We start from the raw sequence: 25,704 nt of genomic DNA, 5'->3' as shown, positions 1-25,704 counted from the left end.
CGTGAAATCCGTCTTGACCATGCTGAACCATGGGGTTAGGAGCGCGCATGCCAACGCCTTCTCCTGCTCGCGTGCATGATTTCGAGGTCGTTTCGAACGAGAGCATCGCTGAGCGCATTTTCTCGATCGAGATAGCGGCTCCCGAGCTCGCGCGCGCCATCTCACCCGGACAGTTCGTGAATGTCGCCGTTCCCGGAAACGCGATGTCGCTTTTGCGCATTCCGTTGAGCTATGTGCGCGCAGATATCGACGCGGGATCGATCGTGATGTGGTACGCCGTCGTGGGTGATGGAACGAGACGTTTGTCGAGGATGAAACCGGGGGAGACCTCTACGCTCCTCGGCCCGGGGGGCAGAGGCTGGTCGGTGCCCGACTCGACGACTCGGGCGCTGCTCGTCGCCGGTGGGATCGGTGTGCCGCCGGTGCTCTGTCTCGCTCATGAGCTCCACGAGCGCGGCATCGCCTTCGATGTGTGTCTCGGCAGCATGTCGGCGAAGACGCTCGTGGGAGCGGAGCAGTTCCGCTACCTCGGCGCGGGAACCGTATGCGTGTCAACCGATGACGGCACGGCTGGCCTGTGCGGCTTTTGCACCGACCCCGCAGCCGATATGCTCCTTGCGGGTGGCTATGATTATGTGGCCACCTGTGGTCCGGCACCGATGATGCGCAAGACGGCTGCTGCGGCAGCTGAAGCGGGCACCTACTGCGAGGCCTCGCTGGAGCGTATGATGAGCTGCGGATTCGGCGCTTGCGGCACCTGCAACGTCGAGACGACCGAGGGAATGGAGGGCGCGTGCATGTGCGGCCCTGTGTTCGATGCTTCAAAGGTGGTGGTCTGGTGAGTGCGGTCAGAATGGCCGTCGACGTGGGCGGCATCAAGATGAAAAACCCCGTCAGCACGGCGGCGGGCACGTTTGGTTACGGATGGCAGTTCGATTCCCTGATGGACGTCTCCGCGCTCGGGGCCATCACCACCAAGGGGTGCGCGGCGCTGCCCTGGCCGGGCAACCCCGCCCCCCGTATGGCAGAAGTGCCGGGAGGGATGATGAACTCCGTCGGATTGCAGAACCCGGGCGTCAGGGGCTTCGTCGAGCAATCGGGAACCTATCTCGAGCGCTTGGCGGGCAAGGGAACGCAGATCATCTGCCAGGTTGCCGGACACTCGACCGCTGAATACGTGAGCGCCCTTGAGCTGTTCTGCGAGCTGTGTCCCTGGGCAGCCGGCTTCGAGCTCAATGTGAGCTGTCCCAATGTCGCGGAGGGCGGCATCGCTTGCGGCTCGACTCCCGAGGCCGCAGCCGAAGTGGTGCGCGCCTGCCGACGGGTCTGCGACAGGCCCCTTCTCGTGAAGATGGCGCCCGTGCGCGTCGACGAGATCGCGCGGGCGGTCGAGGATGCCGGTGCGGATGCCCTGACGATCATCAATTCGATCCCAGGTATGTCAATCGACATCGAGACGCACAGGTCCAGACTCAGCAGACCCACCGGCGGACTCTCGGGACCGCTGCTGCACCCGATCGCGGTCCGAATGGTCTGGGAGGCCTTCCGTGCAGTTCGGATTCCGATCATCGGCGTGGGAGGCATCATGACCGGTGCCGACGCAGCCGAGTTCATCCTCGCGGGTGCGACTTCAGTTGCCGTCGGGATGGCGAGCCTCGTGGATCCCGGAGCTTCCCTGCGCATCCTCGCAGAGCTTGAGGCGTGGGCGGACAGACAGGGTGTGAGCGATATCAACGAGCTCGTCGGCGCGTTCGAGGCATAACGCGAGTCTCTCGTCCGCGCCGGGCTTGTGCTCGGTGGGCTCCGAGCACAAGCCCGGCTACATCTCGTTGATATGGAGGGAGCCGAGGAACAGCCAGACCTTCTCCGATGTCACGGTGTAATCCAGTCCGGTCAGCTTTTTTATCTGCTCCAAGCGGTATCTCAGCGTGTTCACATGAATGAACAGTTTTTTGCTCGTCGGTTTGAACTGCTCATTCATTGCAAAGAATGTGGTGAGCGTCTTGAGCAGATGAGGATGGTCGGCCAGCACGTCTGTGTGCGCGAAGAACGCGTCGGTCTCGGGTGACTCGCTGAGCTTGTTGATATGCTGGTAGAACTCAACGTCGCGATATCGGCAGATCGGCGTCGGCCCCGTGAGCAAGCTGCCGTTGCGATATGCGAAGTCAGCTTGCTCATAGGCTTCCTCGGCTTGGGTGAGCGGACGAATGTCGCTCACTCCGAAGTGAAACGTTCCATCGGTGTCGATCTGCTTTTCAAATGACGAAATAAGCTGGTTGTAATCGATCGAGAACTGAACGAACAACGCCATCGAGATCTCATTCAGCTCGTTGACGACCGCGTAGTCCGCGGCGAGGCCCGTGCTCTTCAGATACTCGCAGGCGTCTGTGACCGAGTCTTCGAAGCGATCGATCAGCGTGACCGTCTCGCTCTCGACATCCTGTGACATGAGGAGATCGGTGCAGAACTCCGTGCGAAACAAGATCAGTCCGAGCTCGTCGGGATGATCGAGACCGAGCACCTTCACATTCTCCAATCGCGCATCGCCCGCTTGGAGAAGCTGCTTCATCGCGCATTGCGTGAAATAGGCTCCCCGTTGATCGTTGCCGATCTCTCTGTTGACAGGGTTCAGGACCTCAAAAAAAGAAACACCCTCAGGGATGAGAAGCAACGGCAGCTGCGCCTGATTGGCTTGGGCAAGAATGCGCTGGATTATTTCTGACCCCCTTGTTCCCCTTATAGCCAGAGCCGCACATCGGCGTTCGGAGAGATCGGTGATGAACTCCGCCGTCTCCCCCATGCTGGCAAGCACGTTTTGATCTGCCATGAGCAGCGCGCCCCCGCGGAACCATTCAGTCGTCTCGGTAGATTCGACAACCGTGGCGGAGCGGATCACCTTTGAGGCGTTCCAGATGTCACTCAGCGGCTCAATGGGTGCAGATATGTCGTGTAACAGGCTGTGTAAGGTCAGCATGATTTCCCTTTCCTCCAAAAAACACACACAATAAAGAAATGCGTCAGCAAATGACTCGAAACATCACATCGCCCCATAGTGCAGGGCAGTGTTTTATGGATTGCTATCCCAGCGCGATGTTTAGCCATATTTTTACATACCCGTGGGATAAACAATGGCACATAATCTGCTATCTATATTGATAAAAACCCAGATACATTCCGTTCACTCAAATCGGATACCTCCTCAGAGCAATTGCACTTGAGTTGCAATTGTTGCTCTTTTCCTGCTTAGTGGCAGTTCTGTCGGGGCAGGACTACCAAGGGTAACCCTTATGCAATGCGATGTCACCTTTCTTTTACAAGGGGGTTCGTATTATAATGCATAAGGGGGTTCGTCTTAGCATCGTACGCAGCGCTTTTCCATCTGCGCGGTTTTTTCATGATTAGCTAGCTCGGCGGCATCGTTTTCAGAATCTGAGGTGAAACGTACAGTCGGTACGTGCCGTTTCTGGTTACCCGTCCATATACGGCGTTTTGGCATTGCCCTAGACTGTTCGGATGCCTGCCCCCGCCTGAGGGGCAGAACCTTGTTGATTGAACCCCCATGATGATGACAGGAGGAAACATGAGCTTTGACGCGGGCCGATCCGCTGCGCGGCGCGGCACCACGCTCGCTGCGGCCATGTTGGGATTGGGGTCCCAGTCCATGAGCACCATGCTGCTCTCATATGTGCTCACGACGTTGATCGCGGAGTTCGGGCTGAGCGGTGCGGCCGGTGGCCTCATCTCAACGGTGACAAACATCGGCATGCTCATCGGCGGCATCATCTTCGGCACGCTCGCCGATCGCTGCGGAAGGACGCGGGTCTTCGCGGCCACGGTCGCGCTGTTTTCGCTCGCCACCGGACTCGGTGCGATATCGAGCAGCGTAAATATGCTCTACCTGTTCCGCTTTCTCGTCGGTGTCGGCGCCGGAGGCGAATACGGAGTCGTCATGTCCATGATCGCCGATGCCTATTCGAGGGAGCAGCGCGGCAGGATCACGTCCTATGTGACGGTGTCCGGGCAGATCGGCAGCATCATCGCTGCCATCGCGGCTGCGCTGATAGTCCCGGTGTTGGGTTGGCGCGGACTGTTCGCCTTCGGCGCCCTCCCTGTGCTCTTGGCGATCTGGGCGAGATTCGCGCTCAGAGAGGGTGACGCATGGAAGAGGGCGATTGGGACAGCCGAGGGCCGGCCATCGATTCGAGATCTGTTCTCAAGGGGCCGAGCGACGACGACGATCCGGCTCACGATCATGGCCACTGCTCAGGTCGCAGGATACTTCGGTCTCATGAATTGGTTGCCGGCCATCCTCCAGGGAAGGCTCAACCTCAGTGTTTCCGGCTCCTCGCTATGGATGATCGCCACGATCACTGGCATGTCGATCGGCATGATCGTGTTCGGCCAGATCATGGATAGGCTCGGCGCGAAGGTCGCCTATGGTCTGTTTCTCATCGCATCCGCGATCGCGGTATTCGCGTATTCGTTTGCGGGAAGCGCTGCTGTCATGCTGATCGGCGGCGCGCTCGTCGGTTTTTTCTGCAACGGTATGAACGCGGGTTACGGTGCGATCGTCGGGAACCTCTATCCAGTCGAGATTCGGGCGACGGCGAACAACACGATATTCAACATCGGTCGGGCGGTCGGTGGATTCTCATCGGTTGTGATCGGGTTTCTTCTCGAATCGTTCTCGCTGAGGGCGGCCATGGCCTTTCTCGCGATCATGTACATCATCTCCCTGTTTTGCGTCCTCACGCTGAACATGACGAAGGCGAAGACAGGCTCATCGACGGAACAGGAGCTATCATGAGCGTTCATCTGAAAGGTCTGACCGAGGGCGTGCTCGGTGATGCGACGATCATCGTGGGCGATCCCGGTCGCGTTTCCCTCATCAGCTCGACATGGGATGAATCCGAGGTGGTGAGCGAAAACCGCGAGTTCTCGCTGGCGGTGGGCAGCTTCGAAGGAACGCAGGTATCCATCTGCTCGACCGGCATCGGAGTCGGATCGACCGAGATCGCCGTCACCGAGCTCATCGAGAACGGCGCGCGCGCGATCGTGCGCTGCGGCGGATGCGGGGCATGGCAGGACGGTATCGAACCGGGGGAGATCATCATGAACTCGGGCATGGCTCGTTCCGAGGGCATGTTGAGTTCATATGTGCCGAGCACCTATCCCGCAGTCGCCGATCCGCTTCTTCTGAGCGCCATCCGCTGCGCCATGGACTCAGACGGCATCACCGCCCATATCGGGGTCGGTCTCACGTCCGAGACCTATTATCTGGGTCAGGGCAGGCGGCAGGGATTCGAATCGCGTCTGCGACCGGATCCGGGGCTCATGAAATACTGGACCGACCGCGGTATCCTGAATTGCGAGATGGAGACCGCGGCGCTCTATCTGCTTGGTTCGATTTACAGCGTGCCGGTGGCCAACTCCCTGGTCGTTCATGTCAGTCGAAGAAACGAGATGTGGACCGACGAGGAGGACTACAGGCGCGTGCATCAACGCGCCGCGACGGCGGTGCTTCGCGGCGTGCTCGCCCGATAGCCGCTCTCGTTCCTGTTCTTCTTTCGCAGTTCGCCCGCTATCGGACCGGATCGCTCTCTGAGAGCTCGACCGATGCTATACTGCGAATCGCAGACGTTTTGCGTGAACGCGCTCGCAAGGAGGATACGGTGGAGCTTCGTGATGCTCAGGACAAGGTGATGGTTGCTCTCGATTGCCGCTCGGATCAGGCACTCGCCTTGGCGACAGCTCTGGAGGGTCATGCGCGATGGATGAAGGTCGGCATCACGCTGATCTACGACGAGGGCCCTGCGTTCGTCATGGCGCTCAAGCGACGCGGCTACAAGGTCTTTCTGGATGCGAAGTTCCATGACATTCCGTTCCAAGTCGAGCGGGCGGTCAAAAGCGCATCTTTTTCCGGCGCGGATCTCATCACCGTTCACGGTGCCGGTTCCGCGCAGATGCTGCGGGCGTGTCGCCGCGGCGCCGATGAGGCTGCCGATGTCATGGGCAAGCGTCCGCTTCTTGCGGCGATCACCGTGCTCACGAGTATGAATGAGGAAGAGCTTGCGCGCGTGGGCGTCACGCGCCCGATCGCCGAGCAGGCGCTCGCCCTGGCGCGTCTGGCGCATGACAGCGGGATCGATGGCGTGGTGTGCTCGCCCCAAGAGGCAGCTTCCATGCGCAGCCTTCTCGGTCCTGATGCCCTTGTCGTGACGCCTGGGGTACGTCCTCGCGGGGCGGCTCGCGGGGATCAGAGCCGTGTCGCGACGCCTGCTGAGGCGGTGCGCGCAGGAGCGAGCCACATTGTCGTCGGCAGGCCCATCACCTGCGCGGATGATCCACTTGCCGCATTCGATGCCATTGTGGGCGAATTGGTCGACGATGTCGCCTGAGATAATGTGTTGCCCCCTAACCTGCTGAAACTTAGCGAACGTTCTATGAATTAGCTTGATATCCGCACTTCTTGAGACCTGTGCACTTGAACTTTGATCGCCGTTCGTCTAACCTATGATGCGGTTCGCAGGTCGGTTAGCCCGTTTTCCAAGCTTGACTACCTGATTTGATAGTAGAAACGTAGATATTGGAGGTTCTAATGGCGCTACCTCAGCTCACTGACGAGCAGCGCAAGGCCGCACTTGAGAAAGCGGCTGCCGCCCGTCATGCACGTGCCGAGCTTCGCGAGAAGATCAAGAAGGGCGCGATCTCGCTTGAGTCGGTTCTGAACTCAGACGATCCCATCGCTTCTCGTATGAAGGTCTCCACCCTGATCGAGTCGCTTCCCGGCTACGGCAAGGCCAAGGCTGCCAAGATCATGGATGAGCTCGGTATCTCTGCTACGCGGCGCGTTCAGGGGCTCGGAGTTCGCCAGCGCGAGCAGCTGCTCGCCCAGCTCACCAAGTAAGTAGTGGACTGCGCTGAATCAACGCTTTTCGTGATCTCAGGACCGTCAGGAGCAGGCAAGGGAACACTCGTCGCGCATGCGCGCGCACTGCTTCCTCGCTTGGGCCTGACGGTTTCGGCTACCACGCGCGCCCCCCGCGAAGGTGAAGTCGATGGCAAAACGTATTATTTTCTGTCGCGCGAGAAGTTTACGGCCTTGATCGATGGCGGCGAATTCGTAGAGTGGGCGGAAGTGCATGGAAACTTCTACGGCACGTTGAGAAGCGAGATCGACCGCTGTCTGGGCTTGGGCGTCTCGTTGATCATGGAGCTTGACCCCCAGGGTGCATTTCAGGTTCGGCAACAGTTCCCTGAGGCTGTTTTGATTTTTATCATGCCGCCGAGTCTCGGTGTCATCAGAAGGCGGCTTGTCAGCCGAGGCAGCGAGACCGCTTCGACGCTGGAGCGCCGTCTGGTCGATGCCGAGCGGGAACTTCAGCTCGTCGGTCGATACGATGCCGTCGTCATCAACGATGATCTTGATCGGGCGTGCGAGGAGCTCGTCCGCATCATCAAACGCAACGAAAGGATATGATGCCCGTGTCAGTCGTCAAACCACCGATTGATGAGCTGTTGGACAAAACCGAACGAAACCGATTCCTGTTGGCCTCGCTCGCTTCCAAGCGCGCATGCGATATCAATAGCATGCTGCGCGGTCAGCACAGCCGTGTTCTCGCCGTGCAGGACGTCGATGACATCACCATAGCTTTGTCCGGTAAAGACACCATCTCGATGGCGATGGATGAGATCGCCGATGGTGACATCTCGTTTGATCTTCCGCGTTTCGAGGAAGCACTCGGCCACCGCGCCGCAGACGTCTAGATGACCAGTCGCGTCTGCTTGGTCCACTACCATGAGGTCGGACTCAAGGGAAAGAACCGAGCGCATTTCGAATCTTTGCTCATCGATACGATAAAGGCGGCTCTTGCCGCCTTTTCCGTGGACCGCGTCGTTCGAATATCCGGGCACGTGCTCGTGACGTTCTCGGATGCTGACGACGCTCGGCGAGCTTTCGATGTGATCGCAAGGGTGCCGGGTGTCGCCAGGGTATCTCTCGCCTTCCGCACGAGACGCGTTCCGCAGCACTATTGCCGCGCCGCGATCGCCGCGCTCACCGAGTTCGGCTCATTTGAGACGTTCAAGGTTCATGCGCGGCGATCGCATACCGATTACCCGCTGTCCTCGCTCGAGCTCAACGCTCAGGTGGGAGATGCCCTGTGTCAGGCGTTTCCCGACAAGGTAGTGCGGATGCACGAACCCGATGCCGTCGTGAACGTCCTCGTGGTGCAAGGGGAGGTGTTCGTCTACGCGCGTTCGGAAAGGGGTGCGGGCGGCCTCCCCGTCGGAAGCGCGGGAAAGGTTGTGACGCTGCTCTCATCGGGGATAGACTCGCCCGTAGCGACTTGGTTGCTTTCCCGGCGCGGTGCGGTCTGCGTTCCCGTGCACTTCTCCGGTCGACCTCAGACGGCGGCGTCGAGCGAGGATCTGTGCCAGGACATCATCTCTGCCTATGCGCCGGCCATCCAGATAGGCCGGCTCTATGTCGTGGCATTCGGTGACTGTCAGCGCGCGATCTCATTGGCGTGTCCCAGTGCCCTGCGCGTGATCATGTACCGCCGCATGATGTATGCGCTCGCCGAGCGCGTGGCGCGCATCGAGGGGGCTCGGGCGCTCGTGACCGGCGAGTCGCTCGGCCAGGTCGCCTCGCAGACGCTCGAGAACATTCAGGCGGTGGACGACGTCGTGTCGATACCTGTCCTGCGGCCCCTCATCGGCTCGGATAAGCAGGAGATCATCGATCGAGCGCAGGCGATCGGCACCTTCGACATCTCCTGCGAGACCGCTTCGGATTGCTGCACGCTGTTTATGCCGCGTCGGCCAGAGACCCATGCAAAGATGTGCGAGGTGCGTCGCAGCTGGGACCTCATCGATCATGAGGGGATGCTCGAGCAGCTGATGGATACCATCGAATACGTTGATTTCACGAGCGGCAGCTACCGCCCGCCGCGTGCTCTGCGCGAGCGCCATCGCTCGCTCGCTCAACGAGGCGCAGACAGCTCGATGGAATAGGATACGAGAGAGGCAGCCATGAGTGCCAATTTGGATAGCGACCTGAAATTTGCGATCCTGATAGATGCGGACAACATATCCGATAAATACATCAAGATCGTTTTGGACGAGGTGGCAAACTACGGTATCGCCACCTACAAGCGAATCTACGGCGATTGGACGAGCCCGCGGCTCGCATCGTGGAAGAACTGTCTGCTCGAGAATTCGATTCTGCCGATGCAGCAGTACAGCTACACCTACGGCAAGAACGCGACGGACTCAGCGATGATCATAGACGCGATGGATATATTGTATTCCGGCACGGTCGACGGCTTCACGATCGTGAGCTCGGATTCGGATTTCACGCGTCTCGTCGCCCGTTTGCGAGAAAGCGGGATGCAGGTCATCGGCATGGGCGAGCAGAAGACCCCCGAGCCGTTCATCTCCGCCTGCAACCAGTTCAAGTATCTTGATCTGCTCTTCGAGGCCCGGAAGGCAGACGAGGCGGCCGAGGAAGAGCAAGAGGTCGAGGAGGCACCGCGCAGCAAGCACCAGCGAAAGGGCTCGAGTGTCGGGAGACGAGCGTCCAGCGAGCGCGATCGCGAGCGCGTCACGGGACCCCATCCCGGCCAGGGAGCGCAGGATCGACGGCCCTCCCTGCTCGCCTCGGCGCAGCCGGACAGCGCGGAGCCCGATTTCGATGAGCTGAGTCGCGCCGACAGGCGTCGACGCATGCGCACGATTCGCACGACGATCAACTCGGTCATCGACAAGTTCTCAGACGATGAGGGCTGGCTTTCTCTGGGACGTCTCGGAGACCAGCTCTCCAAGCGCATGCCCGATTTCGATGTCCGCAACTACGGTTTCAAGAAACTGCTTCCCTTTCTGAAGTCGCTGGGCGCCTACGAGTTCGACGAGTCCTCCGGCGAGTCGGGACATCGTCAGATTCATCTGCGACTTCGACAGGATTGAGCAAGTCGGCGCTTCATTGGTGCCTACCCGTCGCATGCCTCGATGCTCGGTGCGCGCACCAAGGGAGAACGTGGTATCATTGACGCCACAGGCAGTGATGGGGACAAGTAGATGCGCCCTGCACGGATGAGAGAGCGGACGGGTGCTGCGAGTCCGTACGCGCAGGCGCAGCGAAGATCACCCCGGAGCCGCGGTTCGAACCGCTCGGGTTTCTCAGAGCGCAGTAGATGCCGCCGAGATGGTCGTCGTCACAGACCAGCCGAGTAACGGGTGCCAGGCGCACCTGAGCTGGGTGGTAAAGCGAAGGGTATCAGTCGCGAGCGGGCGAATCTCGTCTTGCACGTGTTCAGGCGCTTCGTCCCAGCTCGAGGGACGGAGCGTTTTTTTCTCGTCACCGCGCGTCGGCACCAGATGGGATCGGGCACATCGGTGCCCTTGGAAAAGGATGGAACTCTCGCATGGGCAATGATTACAAGCACACCATGAATCTTCCGAAGACTGGTTTTCCAATGCGCGGAAGTCTTGCAAAGACCGAGCCGGCGCGCCTTGAGTCATGGCGGTCGGCGCGCGTCTATCGACTGGCTCAGCAGCGCTGCAGCGAGCAGGAATCGTTTGTGCTCCATGATGGTCCTCCGTATGCCAACGGTCCGATCCACATGGGTCACGCGATGAACAAGATCGGCAAGGACATGATCAATCGCTACTGGATGATGCGAGGCAGACAAGTTCACTTCGTACCGGGATGGGACTGCCATGGTCAGCCGATCGAGCATAGAGTCGAGGAGAAGCTGGGCACCGAGAGGTTCAACCGGACGCCGGTGGAGAGGATTCGCGAGCTGTGCCGCCGTTTTGCCGTGGAGAACATCGAGGTCCAGAAAGCCGGGTTCGAGCGGCTCGGCGTGCTCGCGGACTGGGACAATCCCTACCTCACGTTGCATCATGAGCACGACGCGGCGGATATCGAGGTCTTCAAGAGCCTGTTTGATCAAGGCATGATCTACCGGGGCCACAAACCGGTCCATTGGTGCAAGCACTGCCATACGGCTCTCGCGGAGGCGGAGATAGAGTACGGCGACGAGACATCTCCGTCGGTCTACGTTCGCTTCGAGCTGACGGATACTCCGAAGGGATTGGAGGGCTTCTCCGGACCGGTTGATTTCATCATCTGGACGACCACCCCCTGGACGCTCCCATCCGATCAGGCTGTCTCGTTGAAACCCGGTGCCATCTATACCGCGATCGAGCACGCCGGACGGGCCGAGCTCATGGCGGAGGAGCTCGCTGAGCGCGTGTGCGAGCAGCTCGGCTGGGATCTGACGCCGCTTGAGGTCGATGGCCGACCCTATCGAGTCGTCGCCGAAGACCTATTTCATCTGCGCTATCGTCAACCGATCTTTGATCAGGTGCGGGGGATCGCGCTCCTCGCCGATTACGTCGGCCTGGACGAGGGAACCGGAATCGTCCACAACTCACCCGGTCATGGTGTCGATGACTACTATGCCTGCATGGCCGAGGACATGGAGATCTGCATGCCCGTGGATGATGACGGACGATTCTACTCAGGCGAGAGCTTCGGTACCGGGGGGCCGTTCTCCGGGCTCGATACCGACGAGGCCAATCCCGAGATAATCGAGTATCTGCGTGAGCGCGGCACGCTCGTCGGCGAGAAGCGAATCTCGCACAGCTATCCGCATTGCTGGCGCTGCGGCAACCCGGTGCTGTTTCGGGCGACGGATCAGTGGTTCGTATCCATGGACGCCGCGAATCTGCGATCCCGCGCCCTTGAGGCGATCGATACCTGCGTGCGCTGGTATCCGGGCAACGCTTCGAATCGTCTGTCCGCGATGATCGAGGGCCGACCGGACTGGTGCATCTCGCGACAGCGCAACTGGGGCGTACCGATTCCGAGTTACACGTGCGCGGCCTGCGGCGAGAAGGTCATGACCGACGAGACGCTCGATGCCGTGATCGAGCTCTTTCGCGACCGGGGCTCCGATGCCTGGTTCACCGAGACTCCTGAGAGCTATCTGGGGGCCGCGTGCGCGTGTCCCGCATGCGGCTCTCATCGCTTGAAGGCGGATAAGGATATCTTGGACGTCTGGTGGGACTCCGGGGTGTCTTGGCAGGCCGTTTTGCGAAAGCGGCCCGGTCTCAGCTATCCCGCCGATCTTTACCTTGAGGGATCCGATCAGCATCGCGGCTGGTTCCAGTCCTCGTTGCTCACGAGCGTGGCCGCCGAGGGCACGGCACCGTTCCGGGGGGTCGTCTCTCAGGGCTTCGTCTTGGACGGACAGGGCAGGAAGATGTCGAAGTCACTCGGCAACGTCATCGATCCGAACGCCATCTGCGAGGAGATGGGGGCGGATATCGTTCGTCTGTGGGTCGCCTCGGTCGATACGTCATCTGATGTCGCCTGTGATCGCGACATCCTCGCGCGCACCTCGGACGCCTATCGCCGCTTTCGCAACACCTTTCGGTTTTTGCTCTCTGAGCTGGAAGGCCAGTTCGATCCGAAGACGGATGCCGTCGATGTGGCGCAGCTGCTTCCGCTCGATAGGCTCATGCTCGCCAAGATGACTCTGGTCCAAGCGGAGGTGACGGGCGCGTATGCCTCGTATGAGTTCAACCGCGTCTACCGGACGCTTTATGACTTCGTCGTGACCGAGCTCTCGAATGTCTATCTCGATGCGCTCAAGGATCGCCTGTACTGCGAGCGCGCTGACGCGCCCGCGCGCCGCAGCGCGCAGACCGTTCTGTCCGAGTTGCTCTCCATGCTGCTTCGGGACCTGCAGCCGATTCTCGCATACACGACAGACGAGGTCATGGCATTCGCCCCGTCCGGTTGCCGAGACGACCAGACATACGCTGCACTGCTCGAATGGTATGAGACGCCGCTTTCCCTTGGCGAGGCCGAGAGTCTCTCACCGGTTCTGGAAGCCGCTCTCGAGCTGCGCGCGGCTGTGACCAAGACGCTCGAGGACGGGCGCGCAGACGGGGAGTTCACCAAAAGCCAGGAGGTGCGTGTGCGCGCGACCGTGCCCGCGGCCATGCACGAGTTGCTCACAGGAGCCGATGCTCCCGATCTGGCTGAGTTCTTCATCGTAGCCGAAGTCGAGCTCGTCGCCGGAGAGGAGCTCGCCATCGAGATCGCAGCCGCCGAAGGCGAGCGCTGCGACCGATGCTGGCGCTACCGCGAATCGACCGGCCCCCACGGAGAGCACGCTCGCATCTGCGACAGGTGCGCGGACGCGATGGGGGTGTGAGGTGCTGCCGGCTCTGTCGATGGCGCGGCGGCCGCCGCTCGCGCGGCGTCTCGCTGTAACGGCGCTGCTCGCCGCATCGCTGATCGCTGCAGACCGCATCTCGAAGAACGCCGCGGTCTTGGCGCTCGCGAGCCGCGGCGGCATCGAGATGATACCCGGTATCATGTCGTTTCGACTGACCGCCAACACGGGGATGGCGTTCAGCTTGGGTGCGGGTCTCGGTGTCGTGTCCATTGCGCTGACCGCGATCGTGAGCGCGGCGGGAATCGTCTATCTCGTTCGCGCGCCGATCGTGTCGCGTCTGGAGCCCATCGGTCTCGGCATGCTCATGGGGGGATCGATCGGCAACGCGATCGATCGCGTTCTCTACGGGAGCGTGACCGATTTCATTCAAGTGAGAATCATGGACTTTCCCATCTTCAACGTCGCCGATATCGGGATCACTCTGGGGATTCTCGTCGCGCTATTCGGGTTCATGAAGCTCTCTCCGGCCAATCAGCGAGCCTTGGATCGAGATGAGGCGGCTCGAGACATCCGTTCGGATATCGAGGACGATGGCTCATCGGTCAACGAGAAGTGATGCTGCTGTGAGCGATCGAGAGCTCAGCTATGTCGTGGATGCGACCGAAGCCGGTCAGCGGCTTGATGCCTACCTCGGTGGCCGGCGCGCCTGTCCGACGCGGTCGGCTTGCGCCCGTCTCATCGAGCGGGGCGCTGTGAGCGTCGACGGTGCGATGCAATGCTCGAAGAGCTTCATCGTCTTGTCCGGACAGCGCGTCGACCTCGCTTATTCTGAGCAGGTGGAGGCCGCCGTCGTCGCCGGAGAGCCGATTCCGCTCGATATTCGCTTCGAGGACGAGTATCTCATCGTCCTATCGAAGCAGCGCGGTCTGGTGTGCCACCCCGGACACGGGCACGATTCGGGCACGCTGGCGAACGCCCTCGTTCATCACTGTGGCATCGATCATCTCGGAACGTTGCAGGGAGAGGATCGTCCCGGCATCGTCCACCGTCTTGATCGGGACACATCAGGTCTCATGCTCGCAGCAAAGGATGATGCCACCCAGCGCGCGCTGCAGGACCTGATCAGGCTCCGCACGCTCGATCGCCGTTATATCGCTCTGGTTCACGGGGTGATCGCCCGTGACGCCGGGACGATCGATACGGGCCTTGCTCGTTCGAGCCGAGACCGTCTGAAGATGGCCGTATCCGACGATCCGGCGGCTCGGCAGGCGATCACGACGTTTCGGGTGCTCGAGCGATTCGACGCCGCGCGGGGTGATGAGGGCTACACGCTCATCGAGTGCCATCTCTACACGGGGCGCACTCATCAGATCCGTGTCCATATGCGCTATATATCCCATCCGATCGTGGGCGATCCGCTCTACGGAAGAAAATCGAAGCGCGCGGAGCTGGGGCTCACGAGGCAGTTCTTGCATTCCTGGCGTCTGCGGTTCACGCATCCGGTGAGCGGGGAGCGAGTCGAGGTGACCGATACGCTGCCCTGGGACCTTGCAGCCTCACTCGACGACCTCGCGAAGCGCTCGATCGGTCGAACCGATGCGGGCACCGAAATCATCGAGCGCCTCGGAGCGCGCGAACCCTGATCGCGCCGCGCCGCGCATGTGCATTCTCAGATATTTCTCTGGAGCACCGTATCCCCTCGTTGTACGCGACGTGCAAAAGATCGTCTGTGGACTACACTGGTATGGTCTGCAACTACAGCGTCTGACGGCCTCGACTCGATGGAGTGTTCTCGTGCGGCTCATACCTCTTGAACTGACACCGATCGCGATCTTCAATCTTTTCGTGATGGTGTTCTTTTTGGTGTGCCTTTTTTACCAGATCGTCTTCTTTTTCATTGGTATGGTTCGCGGAGAGGTGAAGATCGCCCCTGCGAAACGGCTGCATCGGTATGGCTTCTTCATCGCGGCGCACAATGAAGAGGCTGTCATCGCGAATCTCGTCACCTCCATCAAAGAGCAGGATTATCCCTCTGAGCTGATCGACATCTTCGTCGTGGCAGATGCCTGCACCGATGAAACCGCCCGCGTCGCGCGCGAAGCGGGCGCGATCGTCTATGAGAGAAACGATCTCGCGCGCAAGGGAAAGAGCTGGGTCATGGACTACGGATTCGATCGGATCCTGACCGAGTATCCGGGCCGTCATGAGGCATTTTTCGTGTTCGACGCCGACAACCTGATCTCGTCAGGTTATGTGAGCGTCATGAACGATGCGTTCGATCAGGGATTCATGGCCATCACGAGCTACCGCAACTCTAAGAACTTCGGAAGTTCCTGGATCTCGGCAGCCTATGCGACATGGTTTCTTCGCGAGGCGAGATTTCTCAACAACGCGCGCATGATCTGCAAGACATCGTGCGCGGTATCCGGATCAGGATATCTTGTCGCCGCGAACATCATCGAGGGGATGCATGGGTGGGACTTTCACACCCTTACCGAGGACATTCAGTTCTCCACGTTCTGCGCGGTCCACGGCGTTCGCATCGGATACGCGCCCGCTGAGTTCTACGATGAGCAACCAGTCACCTTCGCTGCTTCCTGGAAGCAGCGGATGCGCTGGACGAAGGGATTCTACCAGGTCTTCTTCACATACGGCAGGCATCTGTTCAAATCGATGCTGCTGTTCCGCCGCTTCGCCGCCTATGATCTGCTCATGGTGATCGGGCCCGCGATGCTGCTATCGTTGATGTCGGTGCTCGCGAATGGAACGTTTCTCATCGTGGCCATGCTCTCGAGAGGCTTTCTTGTGACCGAATCAGAGATCGAGATGTGTTTGGGCTCGCTTGTGATGACATTTGTCAGCATGTATCTGTCATTTTTTATCATGGGCGCTCTCACCACGTTGCTCGAGCGCAGGCACATCCACTGTCCCAAGCGCTGGCGCGTGATCTCGAACCTGTTCACATTCCCGCTGTTCATGTTCACCTATATGCCGATCACGGTCGCTGCGCTGTTCCTGAAGGTGGACTGGGTCCCCACGCCGCACGCGGTATCGGTCACGCTGGAGCAGGTGGTCGGCGCGTCGAAGCATCAGGCGTCATGATCTGATCACACCTGACTGCTCGGACCTCTTCGGTTGAACAGCAGGTTGCTCGCGCCGCGCCGCACGACATCGAGAAAGCTCAGCGAGCGGACCATGCGCTCATCGGATATATAGCGCTTCATCGCTCTCAGCGCTCGCTTGCTGTCGCGAGCGCTGAAGGAGAACGTTCCACTTGACTTGGTGAGGACGGCGAAGCGGGGAATCCACGTTCCCTTGAACATGACCGATGCGGCGACGCGGTCAACCTCGTCCCACGGGATCTGGATGCAATCCGCCGGGTTTCGACTGTTGTAGAACTCGATGGCTCGGTTGCCGATCATGATGTTGCCACGGGTGGCAAACGCACCCGAGGTCGCCGGCATCACGAGATCTACGACGCTGTTAAGCGATTGCACCATGGCAGGTCCATTCCATCCCTTCGGTTACCGTCGCCGCCGCACCCCGTTGTTTTCCTTACATGATGTTCAGCACGCGGCCGATGATTCCGATCGCGAACAGCGCGACGATGATGACGATAGGGGAGACGCGCTTTCTGAGCAGCCAGCATATGAGAAGCGTCAGAAGAACGGCGGCGAGACCGGGAATGAGAGAATCCAGGTTCTGCTGCAGCGTCGTCTGCTTCATCTCGTTGAGACCGTCCGCGCCCAGTACACTGTACTGCGTCAACGCGTCATGTATGCCCTGGGCTCCGCCGCGCAGGTGGTCCCAGTCGATGAACGCGCCAGCGGATTGCTTGACGGTCGAGACGACGGGTGTGAACGAGATCGAGACCCATCGTTGCACGAGGGCGCCGATGATGAACATGCCCAGAATCGACGCGCCCTGCGTGACCTTGCTGAGCAGACCGCCCCTCAGATTCTGAGCGATGGTCGTGCCGACGCGATATCCGAATTCCAAGGTGTACCAGATGAATCCCATGCGGATGATATTCCAGGCAAAGAAGAACAGCAGCGGTCCGATGACGCTGCCACCTGATGCCAAGGAGGCACCGAGGGCACCGAGAAGCGGCCGCAGCGTGTACCAGAACACCGGGTCGCCGACTCCGGCGAGCGGGCCCATCATCCCGACCTTCACACCCTGGATGGCTGCATCGTCGATCGCGGTGCCGGCGGCGCGGTCCTCCTCGAGTGCGAGCGTCACGCCCATCACCGGGGCCGACACGTACGGGTGCGTGTTATAGAACTCGAGATGACGCTTGAGAGCGGCAATCTGGTCGTTTTTGTCCCCGTAGAGCTTTTTGATCGCAGGGATAATGGAATAGCACCAGCCGCCGTTCTGCATGCGCTCATAGTTCCAAGATCCCTGGAGGAACTGGTGTCGCCAGGCGATCTTGAATCGATCAGATCGTGATAGCCGAGTCTTGTCCGTCATGTTATCTCACTCTCCTGCGGTCTCAGTAGTCGTTCAAGATATCGCCGAGCGGGTCTCCCGTGGCGCTCCCGCCGCCGGCCTCAGCGCTTTGCTTGAGACCGAGATAGAGCAGGGCGAGAGAGACGCCGATGACTCCCAGCGCGATAAGCGTGAGCTGAGAGATCGCAGCGAGGGCGAATCCCAGAGCGAAGAAGGGCCAGACCTCTTTGGATGCCATCATGTTTATGACCATGGCGTAACCGACGGCTGCAACCATCCCGCCGCCGACCGCCATGCCGCCTGAGAGCCAATCCGGCATCGATCTCAGAATGCCCTCGACGGCCGCGGAGGGGATGAAGCAAAGCGCCGCAGCGGGGATCGCGATACGCACTCCCTGCATGAGAATAGCGATGACCTGCCATATCTCGATCATGCGAAAGTTGCCCTTGACCGCGGCCGCGTCCATGATGTGCGCTATCGGGATAGCTATGGTGCGGCAGACCATCGTCAGGAACAGACCCGCTATAGAGAGCGGAACCGCCATGGCTATCGCCGCGGTGATGGCATGGTCGACCTCGGTGGGCGAGGTTCCGCCGGATGGCAGGGCGAGGACCATGATGATGGCTGAGGCGACCGACGCGAGAGCCGCGTCAGGCGCCATGGCGGCACCGACGTTCGCCCAGCCGAGAGCTATCATCTGGAGCATCCCGCCCAAGGTGACCCCTTCGACGAGATGGCCGCTCACCAAGCCGATGAGCGAGCATGCGACGAGGGGCTGATGAAACTGGAACTGGTCCAAGACGCCGCCCATACCTGCGAGCAGGGCGACGATGACGATGAGTGCAATGGTGATCGGTGGCATGCTGCCTCCTTCTAACTCAGGTGCAGTTCGGATTTTGCCTTGTTGAGCATGTTCTTGAATGACCCCGCTGAATCGTTCGGCACCTTGCGGGCATCGAACTCGATGCCGTGCTCGAGAAGCCCCTCAAAGGCGGTGACATCATCTCGACCCATCGAGACGGAGTTGGTGATAACGACCTTGCCCTGCGAGTGGGCGATCGATCCGAGGTTCACCTTCTTGATATCGAGACCTCCCTCTACCGCTCGAAGCAGATCTTCAGGTGTCTCGAACAGCAGCATCGCCTTCGTGTCGCCGAAGCGCGGATCGCGGGCGACTTCGATCATCTTGTCGATGGGAACGACGTTGACCCGCACCCCTGGCGGCGCCGCCTGCTCGATCATGCTTTTTCTGAGCGCGTCGGAGGCGACGTTGTCGGATACGACGATGATGCGATCAGGACAGGAAGTCTTGGTCCAGGTCGTCGCGACCTGGCCATGCAGCAGGCGCGTATCGATGCGAACGAGTACGAACTTGATGTGACCGTCACCCAGCACGGTTCCCTCCGGAATCTGAGCGCCGGATGGCTTCTGTGCGTGCTGAGGCCCCTTTGACCTCGTATCGGCTGCATCGAGGTTCTCGGGCAGCACCCGCACGCCTCGACGGGCCTCCTGCACGACATGGGCCGCGAGCGCGTGAGCGCTGGCCGCCCCGGGCCTCGCGGAGTAGGCCTCGATGAGCATGGGCAGATTGAGACCGGTGAGAACAGCCCAGCTCTCATGCTCTTTGCAGATCGCGCTGATCTGATTGAATGGCGTTCCGCCCCACAGATCGACGAGGAACAACACCTCGTTTCGATCATCAAATGAAGCGAGGGCCTCCTCGACCTTGCTGCGAAAGTCATCCGGTCCCATGCTTGCGGCAAGCGAGACCGATGCCACGGCCTGCTGGTCGCCGAAGACCATCGACCCGGTCTGTCTGATCCCGTCTGCCAAGGTACCGTGGCTTGCGAGGACGATTCCGACCATCACACATAACCTCCTCTATTTCTTCTGATATCCAACACAACAGCAGAGTTCATACCCATTCTCAGGTCAACGAGTCAGATTCAATTGATGTGAATGCTCATGAGTGTTCGCGTCGCGGGATCGCAGCGCTCTGAGAGGGCGCCCCCCAGAGCTTGCTCGGGTATACAATGAACTCATGCTCGAAGCTCACCGGCGCGAGTACCGATGAGCTTCGAGTGATCGGTTCTCATCAGCGATCTCGCAACACGCGTCAGGAGCTACCATGCGCACATGCAATGCACTCGATCACGTCTCACTTCCGATAGCGGCTCAGCAAGGAGAGGCCGCTCCCTTGGACGCGCGCGGACTTCAGCAGGAGTATCTGGACATCGCTCGAGGCCTTGACGGAGACGCGCGATCCCATGAGGCCGGCGACTCGTTTCTTGTCTCCGCGGGCGCCCTGTATCATGGCGGTCCGGTGCAGTGGAGCTTCGTCCCGAGGATATTCTCAAAGCGGGATCTGGGTCACCTCGCGTGGATCGCCGAGACGATGGGCGCCATCATGGATAAGCTCACGCGGCGCTATCTGGATGATCCGACTCTGCGTTCGATGTTCGGGTTCACGCCGGATCTCGAGGCGCTCACGATGCTGTCCTGCGGCTATGAAAGCCTGCTTCCGATCGCGCGCGTGGATATCTTTCTGAACGATGAGACCGGGGACTTCAAGTTCTGCGAGCTGAACACCGACGGCTCATCGGGGATGCTCGTGACCGAGGAGGTGAGCCGTGCATACATGGCGACCGAGACGGGCAGGCGCTTCGCCGAGCGGCATGATCTCTCGGCGTTCGATGTGTACGGAGCCTGCGCCGAGACGGTCATCGGATGCTATCGCGAGGCCGCCGGCAACGTCGAGTTTCCGACGATCGCGGCGGTCGACTACGCTGAAAGCATCGCGGCCGAGGAGATCGAGGTTCTGTCGCGCGTTTTTCCCGACCACGGCGCCGCTCTGCGGTTCTGCGATATACGCGATCTGAGCTACGAGAACGGCGTCTTGCGCGATGCGATCGGGCCGATCGACTGCGTCTGGCGTCGCGCCGTCCTCTCCGAGATGCTCGAGAAGCCCGGTTCGGGACCAGATGCGCTCATGGCGTGCTCGCGTGAGCCGCATGTGCCGATCGTCGGCGGGTTTCGCTCATGGCCGTGTGCCACCAAGACGGTCTTCTCGGTGCTCCGCGACCCCTATGTCGCCGAGTTCCTCACCGAGGAGCAGCTTGATTTCGTCCGAAAGCACGTTCCCGAGACATATCTCCTCGACCAGAAGAGCGATCTCACCAGGTTCTCCGATCGAATCAGATGGATCGTCAAGCCGCGTGACGGATATAACAGCATCGGCGTTCGCGCGGGACTTGATTGCACCGATGAGCAGTGGGTCTCCGTTCTCGAGGAGATGGCGCGCACCGGCGGCACGATCCAGGAATACGTCTGCCCCTACAGCACGATGAATGTCGAGGGCGCCAGCTCGGCTGCCGGGTCGGATCCGCAGATGTACATGAACATGGAGGGTCTGTACCTGTTTGATGGGAGATTCTCGGGGGTGTTCACCCGCTGCGGCACGAACGCTGTGATCGGCGAGGCGGCCGGCAGGCTCAACATGGGCTGCCTTGTCAGCGATGGTCCGGCGAAGGGCCTCGGCATGGGCTCCTCCCGATCGTGACCGTCTTGTCCGCTGCGCCGGCGCGCGTCGCAGCGCAGGTCGTCCTGTTGGTGCTTCTGGGTATCGCGGCGCGCATCGATGCGATGCGGTGCCGGCTGCCCAACGGTCTCGCCTGCGCCCTTGCCGCAGCGGGAGCAGCGAATGCGTTCGCAACAGGAGGAGTCGATATGCTGCTCGCGCGCCTGGGGGGCGCCCTTGTCGCGTTGTGTCTGCTCGCAGCGATCGAGCTCCTCTGGCGCTCTCGGCGCTCGGAGGTCGGTATCGGCTTCGGAGACATCAAAGCCGTGTTCGCTCTCGTGCTCGCCGGACCGCTCAGTGCATTTGTCGCCTTTGTGATCGGTTTGGTCGCGCTTGCGATCACCGGTGTCGCGCTCGGTCGGCGTGCCTTGCCTTTTATTCCCTTTCTCGCCCTGTCCTACCTGCTTGTGATATGCACGGAAACGGCGCTTCGCCTCTTTTGATCTGAGCGTTCGCCCTGAGGGCCCTGACGCGAATCCCATCGCGCCTCGCGTTCGTCCCCGCGCTGTGCGATGATGCATGCAGCGCATCAAAGAGGAGGCCTGAGATGAGCTATAAAGCGAGCAATCGATCGGCAGTGCGTCGACGCATGGCGACGATTCCGGACTCCCTGTCCGACGGCTTGGTAAAGCGCATGCTGAGCGATAGAGCTCAGGGCTGGCGCAACCCCCTGTGCTCTCGTGATGTCGACGCGCGGCGCCGCCACCGGCGCGACCGCGATACGATGAGCGCGTGGAGGCCCTCCTATGTTCGCGACGTCGAAAAGATCATGCATATCCCCGCGTACAACCGGTATGCGGGCAAAACTCAGGTCTTTTCATTCAGGAGCAACGACGACCTGTCGCGACGCGGCCTGCATGTGCAGCTCGTGGCACGTATCGCGCGCGACATCGGATACGCCCTGGGACTCAACACCGATCTCATCGAAGCGATCGGCCTGGGACACGATCTGGGGCACACGCCGTTCGGTCATGCCGGCGAGAGATGTCTGAACGAGGTGTACCGGCCCCACTGCGGTCGATGGTTCTTGCACAACGTGCAATCCGTTCGCGTGCTCGATGTGCTCTACGGGCGCAATCTCACCCTGCAGACGCTCGACGGGGCTCTGTGTCACAACGGAGAGTACGAGCAGCGGGTGTTCGAGCTGTCGGAGCGTTCTGACTTCGAGGGACTCGATCGCGCGGTGGAGGCCTGCCGCACCACGGGGGAGGCCGCCCTCTCTCGGCTCCGGCCCATGACGCTGGAGGCCTGCGTCGTCAGGATCTCGGACATCATCGCGTATGTGGGTCGCGATCGTCAGGACGCCATCGCCGCCGGTCTGCTCGAAGAGGATGCATTCGAGGACGGGCTGGGGGGCGCGTACAACTCGTGGATTCTCTCGCACGCCTCGGCTGACATCATCGAGCACAGCTACGGCAGGGATCGCATCGAGATGAGCGAGGCGCTGTTCTGTGAGATCCGCCGCGCGAAGGCCGAGAACTACGAGAAGATCTATCGCGCGAGCGGGGTCGAGGGCAAGTGCTCTGAAGTTCTGTCTCGAGCGTTTCAGCTCATGTACGAAAAATTTCTCGCCGATCTGCTCGACGAGAACGAGTCCAGCTACATCTTTCGTCATCATATCAACCGTCTTGAGAGCGCGCTGTCTCATTACGGTCGCCACTATGACTGGCGAAGAGATCCGGATCAGACCGTGGTCGACTATATCGCGAGCATGACCGACGGCTATTTCACCGAGTTGGCGACAAAGCTGTTTCCCGATCTGTGCTTCCCGCGCCGAACCTACATCCGCGATCTGTGAGCGTCGGCGCGTCCGTGGTTATCGCAGCGCGCATCTGCTTTGTGCAACAGCGCCATCGAGGTGCGTGAACGCTCCCGCCATGAGGGCGGCTCACCGTGAAGTCGGTGCTCTCGAGCGCGGTCGAGCCAACTTGAGCTCCGGATGTGTCTTCTTCCGGTGCAGCGCGCGAGCTCCGCGGCCTCTCGTTGATGACTGGTACAATGGTGGACATGGATACGCTCTTCACAGCAGTCGAGTCGGATGAGACGCGACGAGACGCGCCACTTGCTGTTCGCATGCGACCATCGTCGCTCGCAGATTTCGTCGGCCAAAGCGAGGCAGTCGGCCCGGGTTCTTGGCTTCGACAGGCGATCGAGCTCGATCGCCTGTCGAGTGTGATCTTGTTCGGACCCGCCGGTGTCGGCAAGACGACGCTCGCTCGCATCATCGCGATGAACACGAGAAGCGAGTTCATCGAGGTCTCGGCCGTGTCTGGAACCGTGAAGGATCTGCGTCGCGCGATCGAGGACGCCAAGCGCCGCCTGCTGTCGCTTGATCGTCGAACGATCCTGTTCATCGATGAGATACACCGCTTCTCAAAATCGCAGCAGGACACCTTGCTTCACGCGGTCGAGGATCGAGTGGTGGTCATGGTCGGCGCCACGACTGAGAATCCATTCTTCGAGGTCAACTCCGCGCTGCTCTCGCGTTCACGCATCGTCGAACTCAAACCCCTTCAAGATGAGGAGATCGGCGCGCTGATCAGACGCGCCCTCGGCTCTCCCAGGGGGCTGGCGGGTCGCTTTGCTGCGGACGAGCAGACCGTCGACGCGATCGCGTTGATGGCCGCAGGCGACGCTCGCGCCGCACTCACCACGCTCGAGCTGGCCAGCGAGATCGCTCTGACGCATTCAGAGGGTCAAGGACAAGACGGTGATACGAACGCGGGCGTCATCGAGATCGGCCGAGATGACGTGGATATGGTGAATCCGCGCCCGGGTCTGTCCTATGACAAAGACGGGGACGCGCACTACGACGTCATCTCCGCGTTCATAAAATCCATGCGCGGCAGCGATCCGGATGCAGCAATCTATTGGCTCGCTCGCATGATCGACGCCGGCGAGGATCCGAAATTCATCGCGCGGCGCATCATGATCGCCGCCTCTGAAGACGTTGGCAACGCTGACCCGCAGGCCCTGCTCGTGGCGCATGCGGCATTCAAGGCCGCCGAGGCGATCGGGTACCCGGAATGCCGGATCAACCTCGCTCAGGCCGCGCTCTACATCGCGCTTGCTCCGAAGTCGAACACCGCTCTCGCCTCGATCGATGCGGCGCTGGCTGACATCCGCTCCGGCGGACGGCGCCCGTGTCCGAGCCACCTGCGCGACCGGCATCGACCGGGATCGCAGAACTACGGTTGCTATCTGTATCCGCACAGCTACCCGGAGGGCTATGTCGATCAGCGCTATCTCCCCGAGGGTCTCGAGAGGGGGACGTTCTTCAGATCTGCCGGGCGCGGATGGGAGGAGTGGCGCGTCGAGCTTTCAGGTGGCCGGAGCTCCCATGCGTCGGCGAATTCAGACACCCCCGAGGAAAACGACGTGATTGAGACCTCTTGAGGCTTCGCCGCATTATCCCGCCCGCTTCGGGTACTATTAGAATCGTCATATGGTTGCAGCGGCACAGGGATTCGTCGTGCCGCGTCATGCTGGGAGGCGAAATGGGTCCCATACAGATAGTCCTCATTGTGCTCGTCTGCGCAGGTATTTGGGCGGTTTCTGAGGTCGCGCTCACCATCCGTCGCGCGCGCGCGACGATTTCGTCGATCGATCGGACGGTCGAGGAGATCACCGACGTCATCGAGGAGGTCCATCCGCTCATGCGACGCCTCGACACCACGGTCGAGGCGTTGCAGCCTGCTCTCGGCCAGATCGAGCCGCTGATCAGATCCGCGAACATGGCGACCGAGGCGCTTTCGGCGGATCTGATCGAAGTCGAGGCGATCGTGCGCGATGTGTCGGCTGTGAGCGGGGCCGCGGCGAACGCGAGCAGCGCGGTGAGCGGTATCACCGTCTCTGCATCCGATGCGGTGCACAGGTTCTTCGATCGGAGGTCGGGATCCTCGAAGGGCCGCTCTGGTTCCGCCTGCTTGCATGATGGGCGAGCCTTGAAGCACTGCTGTGACAGCTCGATGCGCTCGAGCTCGACGACACCGAAGCACATGGCGCAGCGCCGCTACTATACATATCGTGAAGCCGCCCATCCGGACTTCCCATATTTCGAGGAGATCTCCGTGGGACATGACAAGGAGAACTCATATGAGCTGTGATTGTCCGAATATGCCGATATCACTTGAAGTTCACGCCGACCCGCGCTTCGCCAGACTCGTTCGGATGACAGCGGCGAACGTGGCGATGCTGTCGTCGATGTCGGTTGATCGCATCGAGGATATCCGCATGGTGGCGGAGGAGGCGTTCATCTATGCCTGTTCCTGTGAGCCCGGTGCGCGCCTCATCATTGAGTTCGAGGTCGATCAGAGCCGGGTTCGCATGACGTTCGAACTCGGTGACGTGCATCTCTCCTCGTTGGATGCGCATGGACCCACGGCGGTCTATACGGATCTCATCCTGACGGCGGTGCCGGATTCCTACGTCAAACGTGAGTATCCGGCTGCTCTTCAGCTCGAACTCAAGGCGGATGTCTGA

General features: G+C 60.6%; 25 protein-coding genes. 20 read left to right on the top strand and 5 right to left on the bottom strand.

From position 1 onward, the window contains the following. The first annotated feature begins 47 nt into the window (after positions 1 to 47). Positions 48 to 842, top strand: coding sequence for a dihydroorotate dehydrogenase electron transfer subunit (locus CORGL_RS05255; RefSeq protein WP_013708880.1), 795 nt, complete (start codon positions 48 to 50; stop codon positions 840 to 842). Continuing rightward, positions 839 to 1,762 (top strand): dihydroorotate dehydrogenase, encoded by a 924-nt coding sequence (locus CORGL_RS05250; protein WP_013708879.1) that lies wholly within the window; start codon positions 839 to 841, stop codon positions 1,760 to 1,762. The genes CORGL_RS05255 and CORGL_RS05250 overlap by 4 nt, the downstream gene beginning before the upstream one ends. Positions 1,763 to 1,819: 57 nt before the next feature. On the opposite strand, the gene CORGL_RS05245 is transcribed toward CORGL_RS05250, so the two are convergent. Then, on the bottom strand, positions 1,820 to 2,974 hold the full coding sequence (locus CORGL_RS05245; protein ID WP_013708878.1) for a PucR family transcriptional regulator: 1,155 nt from the start codon (positions 2,972 to 2,974) through the stop codon (positions 1,820 to 1,822). A gap of 606 nt (positions 2,975 to 3,580) precedes the next feature. Between CORGL_RS05245 and CORGL_RS05240 the strand changes: the two genes are divergently transcribed. The 12 genes from CORGL_RS05240 to CORGL_RS05185 all read left to right on the top strand — a co-directional run bounded on the left by CORGL_RS05240 (position 3,581) and on the right by CORGL_RS05185 (position 16,295). Further along, a complete protein-coding gene (locus tag CORGL_RS05240) occupies positions 3,581 to 4,807 on the top strand; it encodes an MFS transporter (protein ID WP_013708877.1) in 1,227 nt (408 codons plus the stop codon). Then, positions 4,804 to 5,544: a nucleoside phosphorylase gene (locus CORGL_RS05235; RefSeq protein WP_013708876.1), complete on the top strand. Its 741-nt coding sequence runs from the start codon at positions 4,804 to 4,806 to the stop codon at positions 5,542 to 5,544. Before CORGL_RS05240 ends, CORGL_RS05235 begins: the two co-directional genes overlap by 4 nt. Positions 5,545 to 5,672: 128 nt before the next feature. Next, positions 5,673 to 6,398 carry an orotidine-5'-phosphate decarboxylase gene (pyrF, locus tag CORGL_RS05230; protein ID WP_013708875.1) on the top strand — a complete coding sequence of 242 codons (726 nt, stop codon included), beginning with the start codon at positions 5,673 to 5,675 and terminating at the stop codon, positions 6,396 to 6,398. Between the two features lie 200 nt (positions 6,399 to 6,598). Continuing rightward, positions 6,599 to 6,907 (top strand): integration host factor, actinobacterial type, encoded by a 309-nt coding sequence (gene mihF / locus CORGL_RS05225; protein ID WP_013708874.1) that lies wholly within the window; start codon positions 6,599 to 6,601, stop codon positions 6,905 to 6,907. 3 nt (positions 6,908 to 6,910) lie between these two features. Beyond that, the gene (gmk, locus tag CORGL_RS05220) at positions 6,911 to 7,480 is read left to right on the top strand and encodes a guanylate kinase (protein ID WP_013708873.1); all 570 of its coding nucleotides are present in this window, start codon (positions 6,911 to 6,913) and stop codon (positions 7,478 to 7,480) included. 5 nt (positions 7,481 to 7,485) lie between these two features. Then, on the top strand, positions 7,486 to 7,767 hold the full coding sequence (locus tag CORGL_RS05215; RefSeq protein ID WP_041739262.1) for a DNA-directed RNA polymerase subunit omega: 282 nt from the start codon (positions 7,486 to 7,488) through the stop codon (positions 7,765 to 7,767). Then, positions 7,768 to 9,015 (top strand): tRNA uracil 4-sulfurtransferase ThiI, encoded by a 1,248-nt coding sequence (gene thiI / locus CORGL_RS05210; protein ID WP_013708871.1) that lies wholly within the window; start codon positions 7,768 to 7,770, stop codon positions 9,013 to 9,015. It abuts the gene before it with no gap. Positions 9,016 to 9,033: 18 nt separating this feature from the next. Beyond that, entirely contained in the window at positions 9,034 to 9,966 is a 933-nt protein-coding gene (locus CORGL_RS05205) for an NYN domain-containing protein (RefSeq protein WP_013708870.1), read from the top strand. Positions 9,967 to 10,424: 458 nt separating this feature from the next. Then, positions 10,425 to 13,229, top strand: coding sequence for an isoleucine--tRNA ligase (gene ileS, locus CORGL_RS05200; RefSeq protein WP_013708869.1), 2,805 nt, complete (start codon positions 10,425 to 10,427; stop codon positions 13,227 to 13,229). A 19-nt stretch (positions 13,230 to 13,248) separates the two neighbouring features. Next, positions 13,249 to 13,809 carry a signal peptidase II gene (gene lspA / locus CORGL_RS05195; RefSeq protein ID WP_049777737.1) on the top strand — a complete coding sequence of 187 codons (561 nt, stop codon included), beginning with the start codon at positions 13,249 to 13,251 and terminating at the stop codon, positions 13,807 to 13,809. Next, a complete protein-coding gene (locus tag CORGL_RS05190) occupies positions 13,784 to 14,836 on the top strand; it encodes an RluA family pseudouridine synthase (RefSeq protein WP_013708867.1) in 1,053 nt (350 codons plus the stop codon). Before lspA ends, CORGL_RS05190 begins: the two co-directional genes overlap by 26 nt. 205 nt (positions 14,837 to 15,041) lie before the next feature. After that, entirely contained in the window at positions 15,042 to 16,295 is a 1,254-nt protein-coding gene (locus CORGL_RS05185) for a glycosyltransferase family 2 protein (RefSeq protein WP_172633578.1), read from the top strand. A 5-nt stretch (positions 16,296 to 16,300) separates the two neighbouring features. Here CORGL_RS05185 and CORGL_RS05180 read toward each other — a convergent pair whose 3' ends face one another. The 4 genes from CORGL_RS05180 to CORGL_RS05165 are packed head-to-tail and all read right to left on the bottom strand — an operon-like array spanning position 16,301 to position 19,511. Then, positions 16,301 to 16,693, bottom strand: coding sequence for a DUF956 family protein (locus CORGL_RS05180; RefSeq protein WP_013708865.1), 393 nt, complete (start codon positions 16,691 to 16,693; stop codon positions 16,301 to 16,303). 55 nt (positions 16,694 to 16,748) lie between these two features. Further along, positions 16,749 to 17,666 carry a PTS system mannose/fructose/sorbose family transporter subunit IID gene (locus CORGL_RS05175; RefSeq protein ID WP_013708864.1) on the bottom strand — a complete coding sequence of 306 codons (918 nt, stop codon included), beginning with the start codon at positions 17,664 to 17,666 and terminating at the stop codon, positions 16,749 to 16,751. Positions 17,667 to 17,688: 22 nt separating this feature from the next. Next, positions 17,689 to 18,507: a PTS mannose/fructose/sorbose transporter subunit IIC gene (locus CORGL_RS05170; RefSeq protein ID WP_013708863.1), complete on the bottom strand. Its 819-nt coding sequence runs from the start codon at positions 18,505 to 18,507 to the stop codon at positions 17,689 to 17,691. 11 nt (positions 18,508 to 18,518) lie between these two features. After that, on the bottom strand, positions 18,519 to 19,511 hold the full coding sequence (locus tag CORGL_RS05165; RefSeq protein WP_013708862.1) for a PTS sugar transporter subunit IIB: 993 nt from the start codon (positions 19,509 to 19,511) through the stop codon (positions 18,519 to 18,521). A gap of 262 nt (positions 19,512 to 19,773) precedes the next feature. On the opposite strand from CORGL_RS05165, the gene CORGL_RS05160 reads away from it, so the two are divergent. From CORGL_RS05160 to CORGL_RS05135, 6 genes are all read left to right on the top strand, one after another. Continuing rightward, positions 19,774 to 21,204, top strand: a complete 1,431-nt coding sequence (locus CORGL_RS05160) for an ATP-grasp domain-containing protein (protein WP_013708861.1) — start codon at positions 19,774 to 19,776, stop codon at positions 21,202 to 21,204. A gap of 5 nt (positions 21,205 to 21,209) precedes the next feature. Beyond that, positions 21,210 to 21,665: a prepilin peptidase gene (locus CORGL_RS05155; RefSeq protein WP_156789809.1), complete on the top strand. Its 456-nt coding sequence runs from the start codon at positions 21,210 to 21,212 to the stop codon at positions 21,663 to 21,665. A 104-nt stretch (positions 21,666 to 21,769) separates the two neighbouring features. Next, positions 21,770 to 23,020: a deoxyguanosinetriphosphate triphosphohydrolase family protein gene (locus CORGL_RS05150; RefSeq protein WP_013708859.1), complete on the top strand. Its 1,251-nt coding sequence runs from the start codon at positions 21,770 to 21,772 to the stop codon at positions 23,018 to 23,020. Between the two features lie 209 nt (positions 23,021 to 23,229). Next, positions 23,230 to 24,618 carry a replication-associated recombination protein A gene (locus tag CORGL_RS05145; RefSeq protein ID WP_013708858.1) on the top strand — a complete coding sequence of 463 codons (1,389 nt, stop codon included), beginning with the start codon at positions 23,230 to 23,232 and terminating at the stop codon, positions 24,616 to 24,618. 101 nt (positions 24,619 to 24,719) lie between these two features. Further along, complete coding sequence (locus tag CORGL_RS09390; protein ID WP_013708857.1) at positions 24,720 to 25,328, top strand: DUF948 domain-containing protein; 609 nt, start codon at positions 24,720 to 24,722, stop codon at positions 25,326 to 25,328. Beyond that, complete coding sequence (locus CORGL_RS05135; protein ID WP_013708856.1) at positions 25,318 to 25,704, top strand: ATP-binding protein; 387 nt, start codon at positions 25,318 to 25,320, stop codon at positions 25,702 to 25,704. Before CORGL_RS09390 ends, CORGL_RS05135 begins: the two co-directional genes overlap by 11 nt.

Source organism: Coriobacterium glomerans PW2 (assembly GCF_000195315.1).
GTDB classification, from domain to species: Bacteria; Actinomycetota; Coriobacteriia; order Coriobacteriales; family Coriobacteriaceae; genus Coriobacterium; species Coriobacterium glomerans.
This window is presented reverse-complemented; position numbering and strand designations above follow the sequence as displayed.